Origin of the sequence: Vibrio marinisediminis, from assembly GCF_014050145.1 — a bacterium.
GTDB classification, from domain to species: Bacteria; Pseudomonadota; Gammaproteobacteria; order Enterobacterales; family Vibrionaceae; genus Vibrio; species Vibrio marinisediminis.
Genome location: NZ_JACFYF010000004.1, coordinates 101147 through 121408, shown reverse-complemented (window position 1 = coordinate 121408; position 20262 = coordinate 101147). Strand labels below are relative to the sequence as shown.

Below are 20262 nucleotides of genomic sequence, written 5' to 3'. Positions count from 1 at the left end.
TGTTATTCCTGTTTCTCTTTCTTTTTTGCCCATACATGAATGTATCGACCTAATGAGAGGTATGGCTCTTGACGACAAAGTTTTTCTTCAAGTGCCAATACATCTTCAAACTGATATTCGCCCATGTTCATTCGGTTACCGATGTAATCACTGAAACAACGAATGCCAGATTTACCGCAGATCTCATAGCCTGCGTTCTCAATCCACTGATACACGTCTTCAGGCACTAAGCCTTTCTGTGGTTGTAACTTAAAACGTTTGCGATGCGGCATTCCCTCTAATACATGAGGAAGGTTGCCACAAACGACATTCTTATAAACCAAACCGTGGTGGTTATAAAACATTACCGAGGCAATACCGCCTGGCTTAACTTGCTCAAGTACGGTTTCTAGCGCGGTTTTAGGATCAACCAACCACTCCATTACCGCATGGAACATCACCATATCAACGGGCGCGTCCATATGCTCTGCGATCGCTTGCACTGGAGAATGGATAAAACGGTAGTTGTCGAGCAAACCATTGGACTCGATGTCCTGTTTCGCCAACTGGAGCATTTCAGAAGATAGATCACATAGCGCGACCTGATGTCCGAGCTCGGCTATTTTTTGCGACATTTGAGCCAGACCACCGCCGGCATCAAGTATTTCTAGGCTGCGTTGGTCACTCTGTAGCATGGTGAGTGCTTGTTCAAGATCTTGCCAAACAATTACTTGGCGAATCTCACCTTTGTCAGAACCATAAATGTTTTTTACAAATTTGTGGGCAATATCGTCGAAATTACGGTCTTCAGTCACAGCGGCTTGGGTTATTATGTCTAATCGTGCTGCTATTCTGTCACAAGAAAGGCAGATATAAAGAGGGTTTCTCTCAATTTATAATCAACTGGTGTTTTTTCGGACTATTTAAGTATGTTTGAGCTGAAAAAAGTCTTTTCTTCTTTGCTCATGCCTTTACCAGCGCTGCTGATCATAGGTTTTTTGGGTTTAATGTTAATTATGTTTACGCGAAAACAGAAGACAGGCTGTTTCGTGGTACTCTTTTCTTTTATTGGAATCTTCCTAATTTCTTTCCAACCGGTCGCTTCTCGCCTATTGATGCCTCTTGAGCGCCAGTACACCGCCTTTTTGCCAGTCGACAAATCGATTGATTACATTATGGTGCTGGGCAGTGGGCATGTGGTCGACGATCAAATTCCGCCAACGTCAGAGCTAAGCCGTACCGCATTAATGCGTTTGTCCGAAGGGATACGTATTATGCGCACCTACCCAGGTTCGAAGCTTATTTTATCGGGTTATGCCGGTGGCACTGAAGTCAGTAATGCGCGAATGATGGCAAAAGTCGCATTGGCACTTGGCGTCTCTAAATCTGACATCATTTTGTTAGAAACCGCCAAAGATACATGGGAAGAAGCACGCCAAGCGGCGGCATTTGTGAAACGTAAAGAAGTGGTGTTAGTAACGTCAGCAAGCCATATGAAACGCGCTCTTAACGAGTTTCACTCGGCAGGCTTAGACCCATACCCAGCGCCAACCAACTACCTCGCACAAGACAAAATCCATCAGTTCTGGAGTAAATACACACCAAAAGCAATTTACCTTGAGCAAACGGAACGTTATTGGCACGAGACTCTTGGGCGAATTTGGCAGAGCTTGCGTAACTGGGCATCCGATTACGAAGAACAAAGTATCGAAGCGTCACAAAGCAAAGTGTAGCGCTGTCGTTGGATTGGCAAATAATCATTGCCAATCTATGAGCAATAAAAAAACCGAAGCCAAAGCTTCGGTTTTTTTATTTAATACGGTCTAAACCTAAAAGGACTAGTCACCTGCAAACATGTAGCCTTCACCGTGAACCGTCACAAAAATCTGCGGGTTCTTTGGATCAAACTCCATTTTGGCACGCATACGACGAATAAGAACGTCGATAGTGCGATCGTTTGGCGCATCTACGCGGTGGCTAATCATGTTCAAAATGCGTTCACGGCTAAGCACTTGGTTCGGGTACGAAGACAGAGCAACCAATAGTTCATACTCTGCTTTAGTCAGTTTCACCGGTTCACCATTGCGGCTGAGTGCTCGGCGCTGAATATCAAACATCCATTCACCAAAACGCACCACATTGGTGTCATTTTTTTGATCAGCAATCGTGCCTGCATTGCGAGCTGACGAAATACGCCACAGCAAGTTTTTCACACGCACTAATAGTTCGCGAAGTTCGAACGGTTTTGTCACATAATCGTCTGCGCCCATCTCTAGACCAACGATTTTATCAATGCTATCCGTGCGTCCTGTTACCAGGATAATTCCAATGTCCGATTGACTGCGTAACTCTCGCGTTAACATCAAACCATCTTCGCCAGGAAGATTGATGTCTAGCATGACTAAGTCGATCGAATGATTTTGTAGCATGCTGCGCATCTGCTCGCCGCTTTCAGCTTCGCTGACTGTGTAACCTTCATTTTGAAAGTAGCCAACTAGCTTACTGCGAGTGACCGCATCATCTTCTACAACTAATACGTGATAGCTCATCTAAACCACTTAATTTACATTGGGAATTAATTTCAAGTGTATTCTATTCATAAGTCGTAACATTTCTAGTATTTGTTATATTAAAATCAAGAAAGATGATTTTTTATTGATTCAAGACAAACCTAGCCCACTTGTTAACAATTTGCCATTTTATGACCCATTTAATCACAATATACGTTATCGCTATTCATTTTTCTTCGCTAAAATACTAACAGTACAAAAACTTGGAGCATTGTCAGATGCAAGAACTAAAAGCATTTAATGAAAAACGTGCTGAGATTTACTGGTGGTTTTCTAGTTTGTTTGCCAAAGAACTGACGCAAGTAGAACTCGAACAATACCAAAGCCCTGAAATCCGCAGCTTTCTATCAGGTCTTGGTGAAAATCCTACGCTAAAACCAGCGGTTGAAAGATTAGTTGACGCGCTAAACCGTCAAATCGATCGTGAAGATGGACAACTTGAACTTGCGGCTGACTTCTGTGACTTGTTTTTAAAGTCAGACAAAGAATCGGCACTGCCTTACGCATCAATGTACGTGGGCAAAACTGGCTTATTGCATGATGAACCCGCACGAGAAATGGAAGCGCTTCTAACTAAGCACGGCGTTGCGGTTAATAAAGAGATGAATGAACCGGCTGACCATATTGCGATTGAACTCGACCTACTTGGCAATATGATCATTCGCTCAAATGAACTTGAGCAAGAGCGCCATCTAAATGAGGCGTTGATTGAGCAAGAAGCGTTTATTCGTCAACATATTCTTAACTGGGTTCCTAGGTTCACCGCCAAGAGTCAAACATTAGATTCATTTGGTTTCTACTCTGCGGTTGCTTCACTACTAGTAGCATTCCTTGAGCTAGATTGTGACTATCTGGTTGGTGAAGAGAGCTAAATACCCTCTCTCATTGAATGAGAAGGGTTTTTCGTTTGCTACTGGCGACAATGCGGTCTAAAATCGTAGCCGCAAACGATAAAAAAAGTTCAAACAAGTATAAACCGCTGTCATAAAGCGGTTTTTGTATTTCTAATACTTCCTGCCAATTTATTCAAGAATGTGAATAGCTACGTGGCAGCTATAAATAGGATCATACCTTATGGCCACTATAAAAGACGTTGCTCGCCTTGCTGGCGTTTCAACCACAACAGTCTCACACGTGATTAACAAAACTCGCTTTGTTGCCGAAACAACGCAAGAGCGAGTGATGGAAGCCGTACAAGAGCTGAATTACGCACCTAGTGCGGTTGCTCGTAGCCTAAAATGCAACACCACACGCACCATTGGTATGTTGGTAACACAGTCAACAAACCTATTTTTCTCTGAAGTGATCGACGGTGTCGAAAGCTACTGCTACCGCCAAGGCTATACATTGATCCTTTGTAATACTGGTGGCATCTACGAGAAACAACGCGACTACATTCGCATGCTAGCTGAAAAGCGTGTTGATGGTATTTTGGTTATGTGTTCTGACCTAACGGAAGAGCTGAGCGAAATGCTTGACCGCCACAAAGACATTCCTAAAGTTGTTATGGATTGGGGTCCTGAAAGCTCACAAGCTGACAAAATCATCGATAACTCGGAAGAAGGCGGCTACCTCGCGACTAAATACCTTATTGAGCATGGTCACACTGATATTGCCTGCTTGAGCGGTCACTTTGAGAAGGCGGCATGCCAAGAACGTATTCAAGGCTTCAAACGTGCAATGGCTGAAGCAAACTTAGCGGTTGACGAAGACTGGATTCTTGAAGGCAACTTCGAATGTGACACTGCGGTATTGGCTGCGGATAAAATCGTTGCTATGGATAAGCGTCCAACGGCAATTTTCTGTTTCAACGACACCATGGCCCTAGGTTTGATGAGCCGTCTACAGCAGAAAGGCATTCGCGTTCCTGAAGATATGTCTGTGATAGGTTACGATAATATCGAATTGGCTGAGTACTTCTCACCACCATTGACAACTGTGCACCAACCAAAGCGCCGTGTCGGTAAAAATGCTTTTGAGATCTTACTTGAACGCATTAAAGATAAAGAGCATGACAAACGCGTTTTTGAAATGCATCCGGAAATCGTTGAACGCTCTACTGTTGCAAAAATCAACTAACTAGATGATTCCTATAACAATAGCTGCTGGTCATTCCATCAGCTATTGTACTTGGAAACAAGTTTATTCTTGCATTAAGATCACAATTATCTCATAGTACGGTAATACTTCTATAGCGAAGTAATTTAATCTTTAGCAAAGCAAATTAAGTCACGCACAGGGCAAACCATTCTGAAAAGATGGGACGCAAAGCCACCGGCCTAAACATTCTTGTAAGGCAGCGGGGTTACCGATGGTAGAAATGCACACGTTAACGGATTACTCTCCAGATTTCTGCATTAGCTGCTATTCTCTCGGACCTGATTTGGTGGCGTATTTATATACACATACACCGAGAAAGTACTGAATGGATAAACCAATACTTAAAGACTCAATGAGGCTATTTAAGCCACTAGGTCGTATTAAATCTCGCTCTATGTTTGGTGGGTTTGGGATTTTCGCAGACGAAACAATGTTTGCCCTAGTCGTGCAAGATAAGCTTCATATTCGTGCCGATCGCACTCTCGCAAAACAGTTTAAACAACAAGGACTAGAACCGTACGTGTATCATAAGCGTGGGTTTCCTGTTGTGACCAAGTACTTCGCATTAAGCGATGCATGGTACAACGATTGCGATAAAACTCTGCAAGTTGCTCGCGAAGCGCTGACTCAGGCACAAAGTGAAAAATCAACTCAAGCGGAAACAAAACCAACTCGCATTAAAGATTTACCAAACTTACGTTTAGCGACTGAACGCATGCTCAAGAAAGCAGGCATCGACAATGTCGCTCAACTCGAAGAAGCAGGGTCTCTAGAGGCTTATAAAGCCATTCGAGACACTCATGTAAGTGAGGTTAGCCTTGAATTATTATGGTCCCTTGAGGGCGCAATCAAAGGGACTCACTGGTCTGTGGTTCCACAATCTCGACGAGATGAATTGATAGCCAGATTACATCATTAGACTTTAAGCCAGCGATAATCGCTGGCTTTTTTTATGAAATTTTTTCTTTGCTTTGAGGTTCTTATTCAACAAGATATAAAATGAATACCCAGCCTAATACGTGGCATCAGCACTTCCATCGCTCGGTATTAAAGGAGAACAAAGATGAACAAGAAGCTTGTTATTGGCATTGCTTTAATTGCATTAATCGCGCTATTAATCACTCAATTTGGTGATCAGCTCACATTAGAAAATGCCAAAGCACAACAGGCCGCTTTGGCTGACTTCATTGAGCAGAATTTTGTTCTTGCTGCGGTGAGCTACTTTCTAGCTTATGTCGCCATTACTGCGTTTTCCATACCAGGAGCGGCTGTTGTGACTCTACTTGGTGCCGCCTTATTTGGTTTTTGGACCAGTCTATTACTGGTTTCTTTTGCCAGTACGTTAGGGGCAACTCTGGCTTTTCTCAGCAGTCGTTTCCTACTGCGAGATTGGGTTCAGAGTAAATTTGGTGACAAGCTTAATGCCATCAACCAAGGCGTCGCCAAAGATGGTGCATTTTACCTTTTTTCATTACGCCTGATCCCCGTCTTCCCATTTTTCTTAATCAACCTACTCATGGGCTTAACACCTATCACCACCGCTCGCTTTTACTTAGTCAGCCAAATTGGGATGTTGCCAGGCACGGCCGTCTACCTTAATGCAGGTACACAACTGGCGCAGATCGATAGCTTATCAGGCATTGTGTCACCTTCGGTACTCGTATCGTTTGCACTACTTGGCTTGTTCCCTATTATTGCTAAGTGGTTAATGAGCAAATACAGACGCACTCCCCACTCCCAAAAAGAAGCCTAACTCAGAAAGAGAACAGGAAGCGAAAAGAACATGAATGGAGACATTTAGTGAAGATATACAGCGCAGCTAACCCACCTCAAGCTCACATCGTCTGTGAGCTTTTGCGCTCTCATAACATTGATTGCGAGGTAAGAGGTGAAGGTATATTTGGCTTGCAAGGTGAAGTGCCGTTTGGTGAGACTAGCGAGCCTCACGTATGGTTGTTAGAGTTAGACAAATCACCCCAAGCCACACTATTAATTAAACAGTTTGAACAGCCGCATACCGAACCCTCTTGGCGGTGTCCAGTATGCGATGAAATCAATGAAGGGCAATTCGCACTATGCTGGCAGTGCAGTTCTAGCGAATCTGTTGCTGAATAAATTGGATTGAGTGTTGGTTGAACTCATCCGGACGCTCAATATTACACACGTGACCACAGTTGGCGATTTCGAGTAAGCGACTTTGTCTATGTGCTGCCACCATCTCTTTAACCGGTTTAATAAACATATAGTCCCGGTCACCCATTAAATACAAGGTCGGGATCGGTAACTCTCTATCTTTAAAATATCCCATCAAAGGGTTCACTTCCGAAGCCAATCGGAACCAGCGCTTGAACTCCTTCTGACATAGTTTCTTCGCTTCTCTGATGAACAAATGACGAGATTGTTTCTGCGTCTTCTGCGGCATAACAATATACGCAAATAGGCTGTACAACCACATGTAAGGCACTATGTGTTTAAAGGCGTTGCCTACGGTAACGAGAAACTGAGAACGCGTATTCAGACGAGTAACAGCACCGCCAAGTACCATTGATTTAACTCGCTCAGCAGCCAACTCCGCAATATTGCGCACAATGATCGTCCCCAGTGACATTCCAACAAAATGTGCCGACTGGATTTTAAGGTGATCAAGTACTTGCAAAATATCGAGGGTAACGGCTTTAAAGGTATAGCGACTCGTCATCAACTCTTTTAGTAATTGACTGGATTTTCCATGACCACGCAAGTCAATCAACACCAGATTAAAGTGCTCTTTGTACGCTTTTATCTGCTTGAACCAGATAGAGGAACTGCCACCAGCGCCATGAACGAAAACAACCCATTCACTGCTGGTTGGATGAAGATAGGTTTTATGAAACAGCAAAGCATTACTCATTTATGCGGTTGGAATTAATTGTGCTAGAAGACAGAAAGCCTAACACAAAGTTGCTTCAGCTTAACTGAGCTTATATCAGTTTATGAGCGTTTGAGACGAGAAAAATGTAATAAAAGGCATCAATTGATGCCTTTCTGTTAACCTTCACTAATTGAGAGCACTTCGATACAGGGCTAAATACTCCTTTGCCGCCTCTTTCCAGCAAAACTTCTGCTGCATTGCGTAAAGTTGCATTCTTTCCATTTCATCTTTTTGCTGCAAATAGAACAGTAATGAACGTTGCATTACACTCAGTAGCTCAATCGGCTCTGGATTGATAAAAGCAAACCCTGTTGCCGATTCCGGTGCTATGTCGTAATCCACCACGCTGTCTTTTAATCCACCAACAGCTCGCACTATAGGTAATGTCCCATACGCCATACTATAGATTTGATTAAGACCACATGGCTCAAACTCAGAAGGCATCAAGAAGAAATCAGAGCCCGCTTCGACTAAATGAGCTAACTCATTGCTGTATGCTTCAACAAAGGCAAATTTGTCACTGTGGCAAGCGGCAATTTCAGCAAGTTGAGTAGCGAGTATTGGATCCCCTGTGCCAACAATAACCAATTGAGCATCCAGTTTAAGAAACCGCTCTAGTATTGGCAGTAAGTAGTGAACACCTTTTTGGCTCGTTAGACGACAGACCATGCCATACACGGCAACATCTCTTTCTGGCAACCCAACTCGCTGCTGGAGCCCTTGCTTACATGCCGCCTTACCAGCGAGCATGCTTGACATCTCAGCGTGATATTTTTCCGGTAGAAAATCGTCAGTAGACGGGTTCCAATCGCTGTAGTCACAACCATTAAGGATCCCCACCAAATCATGCGCTCGAGCACGGAACTCTTTTGCCATACCATGGCTACCGAGTTCCGTTTTCAACTCTTCAGCATACGTGGGGCTAACGGCGTTCACTTTATCCGCTGTCATGACCCCTGCTTTCAGCATGGTGACATGAGTGGCACTGACAGCTGCATCCGGCGCATATCGTCCTTGCATTTCCGGTAAGGTTGGTAGTTCATCAAAGCTAAACACCCCTTTAAACACCGCATTGTGTATCGATATAATGCTCTTGGTGTGAGCAAAAAACGGGAACTCAGCATAACGGTGCTTAAGGAGATACGGCACAAAGCCAGTATGCCAATCATTCGCATGAATAATATCAGGCTGGAATTGCAGTTTAGGCAGCATATCTAAACACGCAGCGCTAAAGAAAGAGAAGCGCTCACCGTTATCGGCATAGGCTTGATTGTACTCTGAGTACATTTCATTCCGTGCGAAATAGTGATCACACTCTATTGCATACACTGTCACCTCGCCTATCGCGAGCTGACGTACTTTGTATGGTGTATGAGGCCAATGGTCCAAATGAGTTTCTAAAGCGATAGGCGCCTCTTCCAGCGCCTTAATTTTACGATAACCCGGTAAGGTTACTCTTACATCTTGCCCTAACGCATCAAGCGCCTGAGGCAATGCTTTAGCGACATCAGCCAAGCCACCACTTTTAATCAACCCTTCCACCTCGGAAGCGACAAATAAAATTGATAACGGGTTAATAGCCAACACGCGCTCCTTTCGGGATCACCACAATACCTTCATCAGAAACATGGAAGTGCTTACGATCTTCTTTCAGATTGACACCAATCTGAACACCCGGTGCAATATCGACGTTCTTATCGATGATCACTCGGCGCAACACACAACCTTCGCCGATTTTCACATCACCAAGTAAGATACTCTCAGTAATATCACACGCTGATGCAATATTGCTGCGGAAGCCTAATACTGATTTCTCAATGCGAGAGCCTCGCACTAAGCTGCCATTACACACTAAGCTATCAATGATCTGTACACGGCCGTTATCGCAATCAGTAAACGTTGCTGGCGGCAATGGTGGGTAGTAAGTATGCAGCGGCCATTTGCGGTTATAGAGTGAAAAAGGCGCATCTTTTTTCAACAAATCCATATGCGCTTCCCAGTAGGCATGAATCGTACCTACATCACGCCAATAAACTTCTTCTCGTTCACCGGTAATGTGGTTGGTACTAAAGTCATAGACAAAAACGTCACCACGCGGGTACATCTTAGGAATAATGTCTTTGCCAAAATCATGGGTAGAATCTGGGATGTCGGCATCTTCGATCAACTCTGCAAATAAAACCGGAGCTTCGAATACGTAGTTACCCATTGAGACAAGGGCATGCTCAGGATCACCAGGAATCGCTTTAGGATTAGCAGGCTTTTCTTCAAAGCCGACCATGCGGCCATCAGTATCCACTTCAATAACACCAAATTGAGACGCTTGTGACAATGGCATACGAAGCGCTGATACAGTTAGTGCGGCTTCTTTTTGTTTATGGAAATCAAGCATCTGTTTGATATCCATTTTGTAAATATGATCAGAACCAAAGATGCACACTTGATCAGGTTCTGCGAGTTCCATGAAACGTAGGTTTTGGTAGATTGCATCCGCTGTACCTTCGTACCAACGTTTACCAGTGCGCATTTGAGCAGGAATAGGATCGATAAATCTGTCAGTGATCCCATTGATGTTCCATCCTTTCTTCATGTGATGGAACAGAGATTGTGATTTAAATTGTGTGAGCACGTAAATGCGCATCAGATCGGCATTGACGAAATTATTAAGCGCGAAATCAATAAGGCGATAGCTCCCGCCAAACGGAACCGAAGGTTTGCTGCGAGACTCTGTGAGCGGACGAAGTCTTGAACCCTCTCCACCAGCAAGGATCATACCTAAAACACCAGCCATTGGTTATTACTCCATATTATTTTTTATCATTCAGTGCCAATTGCTGGCACTGTTATCCCTAGATAGGCATAGCCTGAACGACTGCCATTTTTATTTGGATCCATTCCATTATTATTTGCAGCCGTTTGTTATAAATTATCGCATCTAATAAAGATTACAATTTTTAATACTAGATACTGTCGAATGCTCACTAATTGCTTAGCAATCACCTGAGCTAGCTCACACTACAGCCCCGCACCACCACAATTTGATAACACTCGCAAAACAGAGCCATGACTTAAGCAAACAATAATCACTATCACTTTACCCCTTGTTAATGTCATTTTTGTTACTTTACCGCGCATTTCAAAGAAAAGGCGCAAAAGTAAACAATTGGGTAAATTGCAGGCACAAAAAAAGCAGCGAGGATCGCTGCTTTTTATTTAAACATTTGAGATTACTTTTTCTTACGCTTGTCGGTCACTTCCCATTTACCGTCAATGTAAAGTGCCGTGTAGCCTGATGGCTTACCATCAACCTCAGAGCGAACATAATTCTCTTTCGATTTACGGCTAAAGCGAACCACCATAGGCAGACCATCTGGATCTTTCTCAGGTGCATCAGCTAGGTAATGGAACTTCGCTGAAATACGATCTTTGAAGCGTTTTAGCTCTTCCACTAATGGAGCGCGAGTTTCGCGTGATTTAGGGAAAGTACTTGCCGCCAAAAATAGACCTGATGCGCCGTCACGTAACACAAAGTAAGCATCTGAGTTTTCACACGGTAATTCTGGCAAATGCACCGGATCTTCTTTTGGTGGCGCAACTTCGCCATTTTTTAAGATCTTACGGGTGTTTTTACATGTTTCGCTAGTGCAATCCATGTATTTACCAAAACGACCATTTTTCAGCACCATGTCGTTGCCACATTTATCACACTCGACAAGCGGACCGTCATAACCTTTTACTTTGTACTCACCAAACTCAACCACGTAACCTTCACAGTTCGGGTTGTTACCACACACGTGCAGTTTACGCGTATCGTCAATTAGGTAAGCATCCATCGCTGTTTCACAGATAGGACAACGCTTCTTCGCGCGCAATGCCGCGGTTTCTACGTCTTCCTCGAGAACATTGATGATGCCTTCTTCGTCACCAAGGTTAATGGTTGTCTTACAACGCTCTTTTGGTGGCAAGGCGTAGCCTGAACAACCTAGGAAAACGCCGGTTGAAGCCGTGCGAATGCCCATAGGGCGAGAACATGTTGGGCACTCAATATCGGTATAAACGATATGATTTGGCTTCATGCCACCCAGCTCTTCGTCTTGTTCAGCTTTAACAAGATCACCTGAGAAATCAGTAAAGAAGTTATCTAGAACTGACTTCCAATCAGCATCACCTGTTGCGATTTGGTCAAGCTTCTCTTCCATACGAGATGTGAACGTGTAGTTCATCAATTCAAGGAAGCTGCCATCCAATCGGTCGGTAACGATTTCGCCCATTTTCTCTGCGTAGAAACGGCGCTGTTCCACTTTCACATAACCACGGTCTTGGATAGTTGAGATGATTGACGCGTAAGTCGATGGACGACCAATACCACGTTTCTCAAGCTCTTTAACCAATGCCGCTTCGGTGTAACGTGCCGGTGGCTTAGTAAAATGCTGCTTTGGATCAAGCGCAATCATATCGAGCTTATCGCCAACTTGTACCGCAGGCAGGATCTGGTCTTCATTCTTACCAAGCGGACGTTGAACACGAGTCCAACCATCAAACTTAAGAATGCGACCTTTAGCTTTCAATGTGTACTCTGCCGCTTTTACGCTCACTGTGGTTGAGTCGTACTGCGCAGGTGTCATTTGACACGAAACAAATTGATTCCAGATCAACGAGTAAATTTTGTGAGCGTCAGCTTCCATACCTTGTAGGTCTTCGGCTTTTACGTTTACATCAGAAGGACGAATGGCTTCGTGCGCCTCTTGCGCGCCCTCTTTGCTACCGTAGACAATCGCTTTTGCTGGTAGGTAAGCATCACCAAATTCACTGCCAATATAGCCACGTAACGCTTCTACAGCCTCAGAACTTAGGTTGGTTGAGTCTGTACGCATATAAGTAATATAACCCGCCTCATAGAGACGCTGGGCTAATATCATGGTTTTCTTAACGCCGTAGCCTAAACGAGTGCTCGCCGCTTGTTGCAATGTTGAGGTGATAAACGGTGCCGACGGCTTGCTTGATGTCGGGCGGTCTTCACGTTTACACACTTCATACGCTGCATTTTCAAGAACAGAGACAGCCGCCAAAGTTTCAGCTTGGTTTACAGGCTTAAACGCCGAGCCATCTTTCTGAGACACTTGCAAACGAAAGTCGGTTTTGTCTTGCGTTTTCGTGTCTGCATGGATATCCCAAAACTCTTCTGGGATAAACGCTTTGATATCACGCTCACGCTCAACCAACAGTTTCACGGCAACAGACTGCACTCGACCCGCAGATAATCCACGTGCCACTTTCTTCCATAGCAGCGGTGAAACCATAAAGCCCACCACACGGTCCATGAAACGACGTGCTTGCTGTGCATTAACGCCATCCATACTCAGCTCGCCAGGGCTTTCGAAAGCTTGCTGGATCGCGTTCTTAGTAATCTCGTTAAATACTACACGTTTGTATCGCTCTTCATCGCCACCGATGATCTCACGAAGGTGCCATGCGATAGCTTCTCCTTCGCGGTCCAAATCGGTTGCGAGATAAACGCAGTCAGCGTCTTTGGCGAGTTTTTGCAGTTCGGCAACCACTTTCTCTTTACCCGGAAGCACTTGGTAATTTGCTTCCCAGCCATTGTATGGGTCGATGCCCATTTTTTTGATCAGCGACTTGCGATCTTTTTCTTGTTTAACGCGCGCTTTATCTTCGGCACTTAAGCCTTTGGTTGATACTGCTGCCGCTTTCTGGCCGGTACTTTGACCTGCTGTCGGTAGATCACGCACGTGACCCACACTAGACTTTACGATGAAGTCCTTACCGAGATATTTATTGATGGTCTTCGCCTTAGCTGGCGATTCCACAATAACGAGTGACTTACCCATAACTGACTCTAGTGTCCTTTAAATGACTGATGCGAATTTAACGCACAACATACTTAAAACATTGCTTCTTTTTTTACTATTGAGCGAGATTGCTAGAAGATCAATATCTTTTTTGAAATTCAACTTTGACTGCTCGACAAATCATCGATCTTACGCGCTTCACTAGTCAGATCGTTTCACTACAATGCTTAGACTGTATCGGTGATAGTGATCAACCCCATCTAAAAAGGGTATCCCACGTTCGAAGTGCCACATACTAAACGTGTGAATAATATCTCCGCCAATGGATTAGACAGATTTATGTAGCCCGTCACAAAACATTTTCTCTCTTTATTACAGGACAATAGCCAAAATATTCAAAATTACTAACTCGAATAACAAAAAACTTATTTGCCACAAGTCATTGGCAATCGGCGTATCGAAGCGATAAAATCCCTGCCAATCTCGCCTAATAATGAAAGCGTAAGGTACATATAATGAGCGGTAAAAAAGTAATTTCTCAATTTGACCTACTCCTGATCGCCAACCAAGTGATCCAAGCACACGATGATTATATTGACGGTATGCGAGCCGACAGCGTTGAAGAAAAAGAAGGTGTCTTGGTTTTCAAAGGTCAATATTTTCTCGATGACAATGGGCTACCAACGAGCAATACCACTGCGGTATTTAATATGTTCAAATACCTAGCGCACCACCTATCAAAAGAGTTTACACTCGAGAACTGATTACAATAAAAAGAGCCAGTTTTTCTGGCTCTTTTTACATCTAATGACTTGTTATTTATCGAATTAATCAGCAGCTAAGATCAGCGAGCTTTTCGAAGTAATCCGGGAATGTTTTTGAGGTACATTTCGGGTCATTAATCGTCACTGGTGTATCACTTAATGCCACCAACGAGAAGCACATTGCCATTCGATGATCATCATAAGTATCGATCGCGGCATGCATTAATTGAGTCGGTGGCGTGACGATAATGTAGTCTTCACCTTCTTCAACTTCAGCGCCCACTTTACGCAATTCGGTCGCCATCGCCGCTAAACGGTCAGTCTCTTTCACGCGCCAGTTATACACGTTACGAATCGCTGTTGTGCCTTCAGCAAATAGAGCGGTTGTCGCAATCGTCATCGCTGCATCAGGGATATGATTAAAATCTAAATCCACCGCTTTTAACTGACCGACACGGGCAATAACATAGTCATCACCCCATTCGATCTGCGCACCCATTTTTTCTAACGCATCCGCAAATTGAATATCACCTTGAATACTGTTTTTACCAATACCAGTGACTTTAATTGCCCCACCTTTTATTGCAGCCGCTGCAAGAAAATACGAGGCTGATGATGCATCCCCTTCAACAAGGAAATCACCCGCTGCAACATAGTGTTGCCCTGCTCTAATCACAAACTCTTGGTAGTTTCTGTTTTCAACCTCAACACCAAATTGAGCCATGATATGCAGCGTAATATCGATGTATGGCTTTGAAACTAAATCCCCGACGATTTTGATCGTTACATCGTCTTTGGCTAACGGAGCCGACATCAAAAAAGCCGTTAGGAACTGGCTTGAAATTGAACCATCAATTTCAACTGTACCACCGTTGAGACCACTGCCGGTGATCTTCAGTGGTGGGTAGTTCTCGTTTTCAAGATACTCAATCTGTGCGCCCGCTTGGCGAAGTGCATCCACCAAGTGTCCGATTGGTCGCTCTTTCATTCGAGGCTCGCCAGTCAGAACAAATTCACCTTCTCCAAGGCACAGCGCAGCCGCAAGGGGGCGCATTGCCGTACCCGCATTGCCCAAAAACAGCTCGGTTGCTTGAGCGGATGAAAATGCACCACCAAGACCTATCACTTCACAAACGGTTTTATCTTCAGAAAGGGTATAACTGACACCCAATTGACTCAGCGCATTAAGCATGTGACGAATATCATCACTATCAAGAAGGTTAGTTAGACGTGTTGTCCCTTTAGCCATTGCCGCAAGAAGCAGAGCACGGTTTGAGACACTTTTTGAACCCGGTAAGTTGACCTCACCATCGACTTTATTGATTGGTTGTAACGTAAGGCTTTCCATCAAAAACTACTATTCCTTGCCCATCCAGTATCCTTACTAGATGATTAAACATTCTTCGTCGTTTCAGACTATCGAAAAAATTCGCTTAAAACCAGAATTAATCTGGCTTTAAGTTAAAGGCGAAGAGGAACGCAGTTAAAGTGATTCGATTAATACTCTCTGTCGACTCTAACACCGTCATTAAAATAGAGAATTCTTACTCGATCACCACTTTGGAAAATCATATGACTATCAACATCTTGAATTACATTGATCAAGCGCTTATCTTCCGTCTGGATCAGCAATTCAACTAAACGATACTCAACGCTATAGCTTTGATTTGATCTGTTTCGCGCCACACTGGCTCCCGCAACCGCACCAACCGCGGTCGCCACCTCTCGACCTGTTCCGCCACCAAATTGGTTACCGATAACACCACCAACGACTGCGCCTAGTAAGGTCTCCCAACCATTGCTCTCAGCTTTAACGACATCTTGTTGTGTCATATAGCGCACCGAATCTACTTGACCAAAAACCACATCATTCACTTGGCGTGCAACATTACGTTGATATGCTGCATTGGCAAACAGAGGAAAAATCAATAATATCCATACCCACTTCTTCATCATACTTCGACTCCTTTAATGGCTATATATCTGACAGAGTTAGACAGTGAAACACTAAGCTTCCCTTCCCCGTTTGAGGCACTTGACGACCCCAATGGGTTACTTGCCTTCGGTGGGGACCTGTCAGTGGCACGTTTAATGACAGCTTACCACAATGGTATATTCCCTTGGTACGGACCCGGTGAACCTATTTTGTGGTGGAGCCCATCGCCACGCGCGGTCTTTGATCCTAAGACCTTTAAACCGGCAAGAAGTGTCAAAAAATATCAACGTAAGCATCAATATCAATTAAGCATCAACCTCGCCACCGAGCAAGTGATTGACCATTGTGCTGCAATGAGAACGGCTGAGGAAACTTGGTTAAGCGAAGATATGCGAGACGCCTACAAGCAGTTGGCTGCCCAAGGCCTTTGCCACTCTGTAGAAGTATGGCAAGAAAACCAGCTAATTGGTGGGTTATACGGCATTTCAGTGGGGCAACTTTTTTGCGGAGAGTCGATGTTCAGTCTTAAAAGCAATGCCTCTAAGATTGCCTTGTGGTACTTCTGCCATCACTTTCGTCAATATGGTGGGCAGCTTATTGATTGCCAAGTACTTAATGATCACACTCAATCTTTAGGCGCGTTTGAATTACCGCGAGAGGAATTTGTCAAAAGCCTGCTATCCTTAAGGCAAGAAGCTATTGGCAAGTCGTGTTTTCAACCACAATGGCTACTGTCACCCGTTGAGGAGCAACAATGAGCTCTGATTTACAACACATCAGAATTGGGTTAACCGATAACCATCCGTGTAGCTACCTTCCCGGTCGCCAAGAGCGTGTGGCTGTCGCCTTAGATCCAACGCTACACAGCTCATCCAACTATGAGGTGTTGCTCGCCAATGGCTTTCGTCGCAGTGGTGATACTATTTATAAGCCACTTTGCGAACAATGTAATGCTTGCGAACCGATTCGCGTTTTCGCTCATCAATTCAAACCTTCTCGCAGCCAGAAACGCCTACTGAACAAAGCGAGTTCGATCACTTGGCAGTTGAAAGAGTCCATGGATGAAAATTGGTACGATTTATATGCACGTTATATCGAAGCTCGGCATCATTTAGGGACAATGTACCCACCAAACCAACAAAATTTTGAACAATTTTCGCACTGTAATTGGCTAAACACTCAATATCTACACCTCTATGACGATAAGAAATTAATCGCAATAGCGGTAACAGACCTGATGTCGAATAGTGCCAGCTCGTTCTATACGTTTTATGACCCCGATTACCCGCTATCACTGGGTACATTAGGGGTATTAATACAAATTGAGTACTGCCGAGAGCAAGGGAAACAGTGGTTATATCTCGGCTATCAGATAGATGAATGCCCCGCGATGAATTACAAAGTCCGCTTTCATCCGCATCAAAGGCTAGTAAATCAAACGTGGCAAGGGTAGAATACGCCCCAACTTTGCTAAATCATTTTCAGCAGCATAGAACAGCTGGTGAAAACGCCCATTTATTTAAAGAGGATTAGATGGCTAAAGAAGACGTTATTGAGATGCAAGGCACTGTCCTTGATACTCTTCCAAACACAATGTTCCGTGTTGAGCTTGAAAACGGTCACGTAGTTACTGCTCACATCTCTGGTAAAATGCGTAAGAACTACATCCGTATTCTTACTGGTGACAAAGTAACTGTTGAGATGACTCCATACGACCTTTCTAAAGGCCGCATCGTCTTCCGTGCTCGTTAATCTCAGATTACCGAATACAACAAAAAACGGAGCCAATTGGCTCCGTTTTTTGTTATCTACATTTTGTAACCCACGGTGCTACTTACCTAAGGCTTCTTTGTAGTGCTGACGACAAGCCGATAGATAGCGGTCATTACCACCAATCGCTACTTGATCACCCTCTTTGATTGCATTGCCATGCTCATCAGTGCGGATAACCATATTAGCTTTACGACCACAGTGGCAAATCGTTTTCAGCTCCACCAACTTGTCAGCCCAAGATAGCAAATACTTACTACCTTCAAATAGCTCACCCAAAAAGTCAGTTCGCAGACCATAACAAAGTACTGGAATACTCAATTTATCGACCACTTCTGTCAGTTGATAAACCTGCTGTTTCGACAAAAACTGGCACTCATCAATCAAAATGCAGTGGCGCTTATCTTGCTCATTCAATTCTGCAATCGCTTGGTATAAGTCGGTTTCAGGCTGAAATAGATGCGCATCTGACTGCAAACCAATTCGTGAACTTACCTTACCCACACCGTAACGGTTATCAAGTGCCGCCGTGAAAATCAACGGATTCATACCACGTTCTTGATAGTTGAAAGATGATTGAAGAAGTGTTGTAGATTTACCCGCGTTCATTGCCGAGTAATAGAAATACATCTGAGCCACAGAAATAATCCTGTAAAAATATTTAATTTGGTAGAAAAAAGGGCTGATAAATCAACCCCTTTAAAACGATGAACCATCCACTAACTTATTGATGTTGCAGCTAGGCGACTAAGGAGAAAAGCCTCTGAGCATAGATTCACTATGTGATGAGGTTTTCGAGCGACAGTCAACACCGCTGCAACGTCAAAAAGGACGTGGATGTTATTTACGACGCCAAGTGGTACCTTCCGCACCATCTTCCAGTTCGATACCCATTTCGTTCAGCTTGTCGCGTGCCATATCAGCATTTGCCCAATCTTTTGCTGCACGAGAGTCATTACGTAGCTTGATCAATGCTTCGATTTCAGCGACTTCATCATCACTGCCTGCATCACCTTTCAAGAACGCTTCAGGATCTTGATGAAGAATACCAATCACGTCAGCCAATTCACGCATTAGCGCACCTAGTGCACTTGCTTGTTCTAGGCTTTCTGTTTTTAGGCGGTTGATCTCACGCGCCATATCAAACAGCACTGAGTAAGCTTCCGGTGTGTTGAAGTCATCATTCATTGCTTCAGCAAAGCGAGATACATACTCTTCACCGCCCGCTGCTGCTACAGACAAATCTAGACCACGTAGTGAGGTATATAGACGCTCAAGAGAAGCACGCGCTTGATTGAGGTTTTCTTCACTGTAGTTTAGCTGGCTACGGTAGTGACCAGACATCAAGAAGTAACGAACAGATTCAGCATCGTAGTGACCAAGTACATCACGAATAGTGAAGAAGTTACCTAGCGACTTCGACATTTTCTCTCTATCAACCATCACCATACCGCTGTGCATCCAAGTATTCACATACTGAGTGTCATGAGCACAGCACGATTGTGCAATTTCGTTTTCATGGTGAGGGAACTGAAGGTCTGAACCGCCGCCATGAATATCAAAATGATTACCAAGGATAGAAGAGTTCATTGCTGAACACTCAATGTGCCAACCCGGACGACCAGGTCCCCATGGAGATTCCCATGTTGGTTCGCCAGGTTTAGACATTTTCCACAATACGAAATCTAGAGGGCTGCGTTTTGCTGTTTCAATATCAACACGCGCACCCGCTTGTAGCTGCTCTAAATCTTGCTTAGAAAGCTTGCCGTATTCATTAAATTTGCCAACTTCAAACATCACGTCGCCATTATCAGCCACGTAAGCAAAACCACGCTCAATCAGTTTTTCAACCAACTCGATGATTTCAGCAATAAATTGTGTTGCACGAGGTTCAACGTCTGGGCGTTTAATATTCAGCGCGTCGAAATCCGTGTACATTTCGCCAATGAGACGCTCGGTAAGCGAGTCACAGCTTTCACCATTTTCGTTAGCACGTTTGATGATTTTGTCATCAATGTCCGTGATGTTACGTACGAAAGTTAAATCGTAACCCAAGTAACGCAAGTAACGAGACACAACGTCAAATGAAACGAAGGTGCGACCGTGACCAATATGACAGAGATCGTATATGGTTACCCCACAGACATACATGCCAATCTTGCCAGCATTAATTGGTTTGAATTCCTCTTTCTGTCTTGTGAGTGTGTTATATATTTTCAACATGATCTCTATGCTTCATTGGGTCAAATAAAATAGTGTTCCAGTATATCAACTCATCGCTGTTTAGGTAATCCCTCAAACGCTCAAAAAGCCATCATTAGCGCCTATACTGAAGTCTGATTCACAGCTTTTCGCATATTAATGTCAGAAAAGTTAAGTTAGAATCTTACGCTCAAATCAAAAACATAGGTTAAGGACATAA

At 44.0% G+C, this 20262-nt stretch carries 20 protein-coding genes and 1 riboswitch; of the genes, 10 read left to right on the top strand and 10 right to left on the bottom strand.

From position 1 onward, the window contains the following. Window positions 1–2: 2 nt before the first annotated feature. Window positions 3–794, bottom strand: a complete 792-nt coding sequence (gene cmoM / locus H2O73_RS08930) for a tRNA uridine 5-oxyacetic acid(34) methyltransferase CmoM (protein ID WP_182108503.1) — start codon at window positions 792–794, stop codon at window positions 3–5. A gap of 114 nt (window positions 795–908) precedes the next feature. Between cmoM and elyC the strand changes: the two genes are divergently transcribed. Further along, complete coding sequence (gene elyC / locus H2O73_RS08925; RefSeq protein ID WP_182108502.1) at window positions 909–1712, top strand: envelope biogenesis factor ElyC; 804 nt, start codon at window positions 909–911, stop codon at window positions 1710–1712. A gap of 105 nt (window positions 1713–1817) precedes the next feature. Here elyC and torR read toward each other — a convergent pair whose 3' ends face one another. Next, window positions 1818–2528 (bottom strand): two-component system response regulator TorR, encoded by a 711-nt coding sequence (gene torR, locus H2O73_RS08920; protein ID WP_182108501.1) that lies wholly within the window; start codon window positions 2526–2528, stop codon window positions 1818–1820. A 239-nt stretch (window positions 2529–2767) separates the two neighbouring features. On the opposite strand from torR, the gene torD reads away from it, so the two are divergent. From torD to H2O73_RS08895, 5 genes are all read left to right on the top strand, one after another. Next, complete coding sequence (torD, locus tag H2O73_RS08915) at window positions 2768–3421, top strand: molecular chaperone TorD (RefSeq protein ID WP_182108500.1); 654 nt, start codon at window positions 2768–2770, stop codon at window positions 3419–3421. Window positions 3422–3623: 202 nt separating this feature from the next. Continuing rightward, window positions 3624–4628, top strand: coding sequence for an HTH-type transcriptional repressor PurR (gene purR, locus H2O73_RS08910; protein WP_182108499.1), 1005 nt, complete (start codon window positions 3624–3626; stop codon window positions 4626–4628). Between the two features lie 150 nt (window positions 4629–4778). Further along, window positions 4779–4862: riboswitch (cyclic di-GMP riboswitch) on the top strand. A 112-nt stretch (window positions 4863–4974) separates the two neighbouring features. Next, window positions 4975–5568 carry a TfoX/Sxy family DNA transformation protein gene (locus H2O73_RS08905; RefSeq protein WP_182108498.1) on the top strand — a complete coding sequence of 198 codons (594 nt, stop codon included), beginning with the start codon at window positions 4975–4977 and terminating at the stop codon, window positions 5566–5568. 144 nt (window positions 5569–5712) lie between these two features. Continuing rightward, window positions 5713–6402: a TVP38/TMEM64 family protein gene (locus tag H2O73_RS08900; protein WP_182108497.1), complete on the top strand. Its 690-nt coding sequence runs from the start codon at window positions 5713–5715 to the stop codon at window positions 6400–6402. A gap of 47 nt (window positions 6403–6449) precedes the next feature. Further along, window positions 6450–6764, top strand: a complete 315-nt coding sequence (locus tag H2O73_RS08895) for a putative signal transducing protein (protein ID WP_182108496.1) — start codon at window positions 6450–6452, stop codon at window positions 6762–6764. Here the strand turns inward: H2O73_RS08895 and H2O73_RS08890 are convergent. The 4 genes from H2O73_RS08890 to topA form a co-directional block, all read right to left on the bottom strand. Further along, entirely contained in the window at window positions 6742–7539 is a 798-nt protein-coding gene (locus tag H2O73_RS08890; RefSeq protein ID WP_182108495.1) for an alpha/beta fold hydrolase, read from the bottom strand. The two genes, H2O73_RS08895 and H2O73_RS08890, sit on opposite strands and share 23 nt — an antisense overlap. A 147-nt stretch (window positions 7540–7686) precedes the next feature. Beyond that, on the bottom strand, window positions 7687–9144 hold the full coding sequence (gene glgA / locus H2O73_RS08885) for a glycogen synthase GlgA (protein WP_182108494.1): 1458 nt from the start codon (window positions 9142–9144) through the stop codon (window positions 7687–7689). Continuing rightward, a complete protein-coding gene (glgC, locus tag H2O73_RS08880; protein ID WP_182108493.1) occupies window positions 9134–10351 on the bottom strand; it encodes a glucose-1-phosphate adenylyltransferase in 1218 nt (405 codons plus the stop codon). The genes glgA and glgC overlap by 11 nt, the downstream gene beginning before the upstream one ends. Window positions 10352–10787: 436 nt before the next feature. Further along, on the bottom strand, window positions 10788–13409 hold the full coding sequence (gene topA, locus H2O73_RS08875) for a type I DNA topoisomerase (protein ID WP_182108492.1): 2622 nt from the start codon (window positions 13407–13409) through the stop codon (window positions 10788–10790). Window positions 13410–13885: 476 nt separating this feature from the next. Between topA and H2O73_RS08870 the strand changes: the two genes are divergently transcribed. Then, window positions 13886–14134 (top strand): YciN family protein, encoded by a 249-nt coding sequence (locus tag H2O73_RS08870; protein WP_182108491.1) that lies wholly within the window; start codon window positions 13886–13888, stop codon window positions 14132–14134. Between the two features lie 67 nt (window positions 14135–14201). Here H2O73_RS08870 and aroA read toward each other — a convergent pair whose 3' ends face one another. After that, window positions 14202–15482 carry a 3-phosphoshikimate 1-carboxyvinyltransferase gene (gene aroA / locus H2O73_RS08865; RefSeq protein WP_182108490.1) on the bottom strand — a complete coding sequence of 427 codons (1281 nt, stop codon included), beginning with the start codon at window positions 15480–15482 and terminating at the stop codon, window positions 14202–14204. 149 nt (window positions 15483–15631) lie between these two features. Continuing rightward, window positions 15632–16087, bottom strand: a complete 456-nt coding sequence (locus H2O73_RS08860; protein WP_182108690.1) for an outer membrane lipoprotein — start codon at window positions 16085–16087, stop codon at window positions 15632–15634. An 18-nt stretch (window positions 16088–16105) separates the two neighbouring features. Here H2O73_RS08860 and aat point away from each other — a divergent pair, with 18 nt between their 5' ends. The 3 genes from aat (at window position 16106) to infA (ending at window position 17822) form a co-directional block, all read left to right on the top strand. Then, the gene (gene aat / locus H2O73_RS08855) at window positions 16106–16828 is read left to right on the top strand and encodes a leucyl/phenylalanyl-tRNA--protein transferase (RefSeq protein WP_182108489.1); all 723 of its coding nucleotides are present in this window, start codon (window positions 16106–16108) and stop codon (window positions 16826–16828) included. Then, a complete protein-coding gene (locus H2O73_RS08850; protein WP_182108488.1) occupies window positions 16825–17523 on the top strand; it encodes an arginyltransferase in 699 nt (232 codons plus the stop codon). Before aat ends, H2O73_RS08850 begins: the two co-directional genes overlap by 4 nt. 80 nt (window positions 17524–17603) lie before the next feature. Continuing rightward, on the top strand, window positions 17604–17822 hold the full coding sequence (gene infA / locus H2O73_RS08845) for a translation initiation factor IF-1 (RefSeq protein ID WP_001040192.1): 219 nt from the start codon (window positions 17604–17606) through the stop codon (window positions 17820–17822). 78 nt (window positions 17823–17900) lie between these two features. Here infA and H2O73_RS08840 read toward each other — a convergent pair whose 3' ends face one another. Continuing rightward, window positions 17901–18479, bottom strand: coding sequence for a thymidine kinase (locus H2O73_RS08840; RefSeq protein WP_182108487.1), 579 nt, complete (start codon window positions 18477–18479; stop codon window positions 17901–17903). Between the two features lie 201 nt (window positions 18480–18680). Next, the gene (gene cysS / locus H2O73_RS08835; protein WP_182108486.1) at window positions 18681–20063 is read right to left on the bottom strand and encodes a cysteine--tRNA ligase; all 1383 of its coding nucleotides are present in this window, start codon (window positions 20061–20063) and stop codon (window positions 18681–18683) included. Window positions 20064–20262 lie beyond the last annotated feature (199 nt).

What these genes read in the sequence shown, in the direction of transcription:
- elyC (WP_182108502.1), top strand. Translation starts at nt 909, where the DNA reads ATGTTTGAGCTGAAAAAAGTCTTTTCTTCTTTGCTCATGCCTTTACCA.
- torR (WP_182108501.1), bottom strand. Translation starts at nt 2,528, where the DNA reads ATGAGCTATCACGTATTAGTTGTAGAAGATGATGCGGTCACTCGCAGT.
- torD (WP_182108500.1), top strand. Translation starts at nt 2,768, where the DNA reads ATGCAAGAACTAAAAGCATTTAATGAAAAACGTGCTGAGATTTACTGG.
- purR (WP_182108499.1), top strand. Translation starts at nt 3,624, where the DNA reads ATGGCCACTATAAAAGACGTTGCTCGCCTTGCTGGCGTTTCAACCACA.
- H2O73_RS08905 (WP_182108498.1), top strand. Translation starts at nt 4,975, where the DNA reads ATGGATAAACCAATACTTAAAGACTCAATGAGGCTATTTAAGCCACTA.
- H2O73_RS08900 (WP_182108497.1), top strand. Translation starts at nt 5,713, where the DNA reads ATGAACAAGAAGCTTGTTATTGGCATTGCTTTAATTGCATTAATCGCG.
- H2O73_RS08890 (WP_182108495.1), bottom strand. Translation starts at nt 7,539, where the DNA reads ATGAGTAATGCTTTGCTGTTTCATAAAACCTATCTTCATCCAACCAGC.
- glgC (WP_182108493.1), bottom strand. Translation starts at nt 10,351, where the DNA reads ATGGCTGGTGTTTTAGGTATGATCCTTGCTGGTGGAGAGGGTTCAAGA.
- topA (WP_182108492.1), bottom strand. Translation starts at nt 13,409, where the DNA reads ATGGGTAAGTCACTCGTTATTGTGGAATCGCCAGCTAAGGCGAAGACC.
- H2O73_RS08870 (WP_182108491.1), top strand. Translation starts at nt 13,886, where the DNA reads ATGAGCGGTAAAAAAGTAATTTCTCAATTTGACCTACTCCTGATCGCC.
- aroA (WP_182108490.1), bottom strand. Translation starts at nt 15,482, where the DNA reads ATGGAAAGCCTTACGTTACAACCAATCAATAAAGTCGATGGTGAGGTC.
- H2O73_RS08860 (WP_182108690.1), bottom strand. Translation starts at nt 16,087, where the DNA reads ATGAAGAAGTGGGTATGGATATTATTGATTTTTCCTCTGTTTGCCAAT.
- aat (WP_182108489.1), top strand. Translation starts at nt 16,106, where the DNA reads ATGGCTATATATCTGACAGAGTTAGACAGTGAAACACTAAGCTTCCCT.
- H2O73_RS08850 (WP_182108488.1), top strand. Translation starts at nt 16,825, where the DNA reads ATGAGCTCTGATTTACAACACATCAGAATTGGGTTAACCGATAACCAT.
- infA (WP_001040192.1), top strand. Translation starts at nt 17,604, where the DNA reads ATGGCTAAAGAAGACGTTATTGAGATGCAAGGCACTGTCCTTGATACT.
- cysS (WP_182108486.1), bottom strand. Translation starts at nt 20,063, where the DNA reads ATGTTGAAAATATATAACACACTCACAAGACAGAAAGAGGAATTCAAA.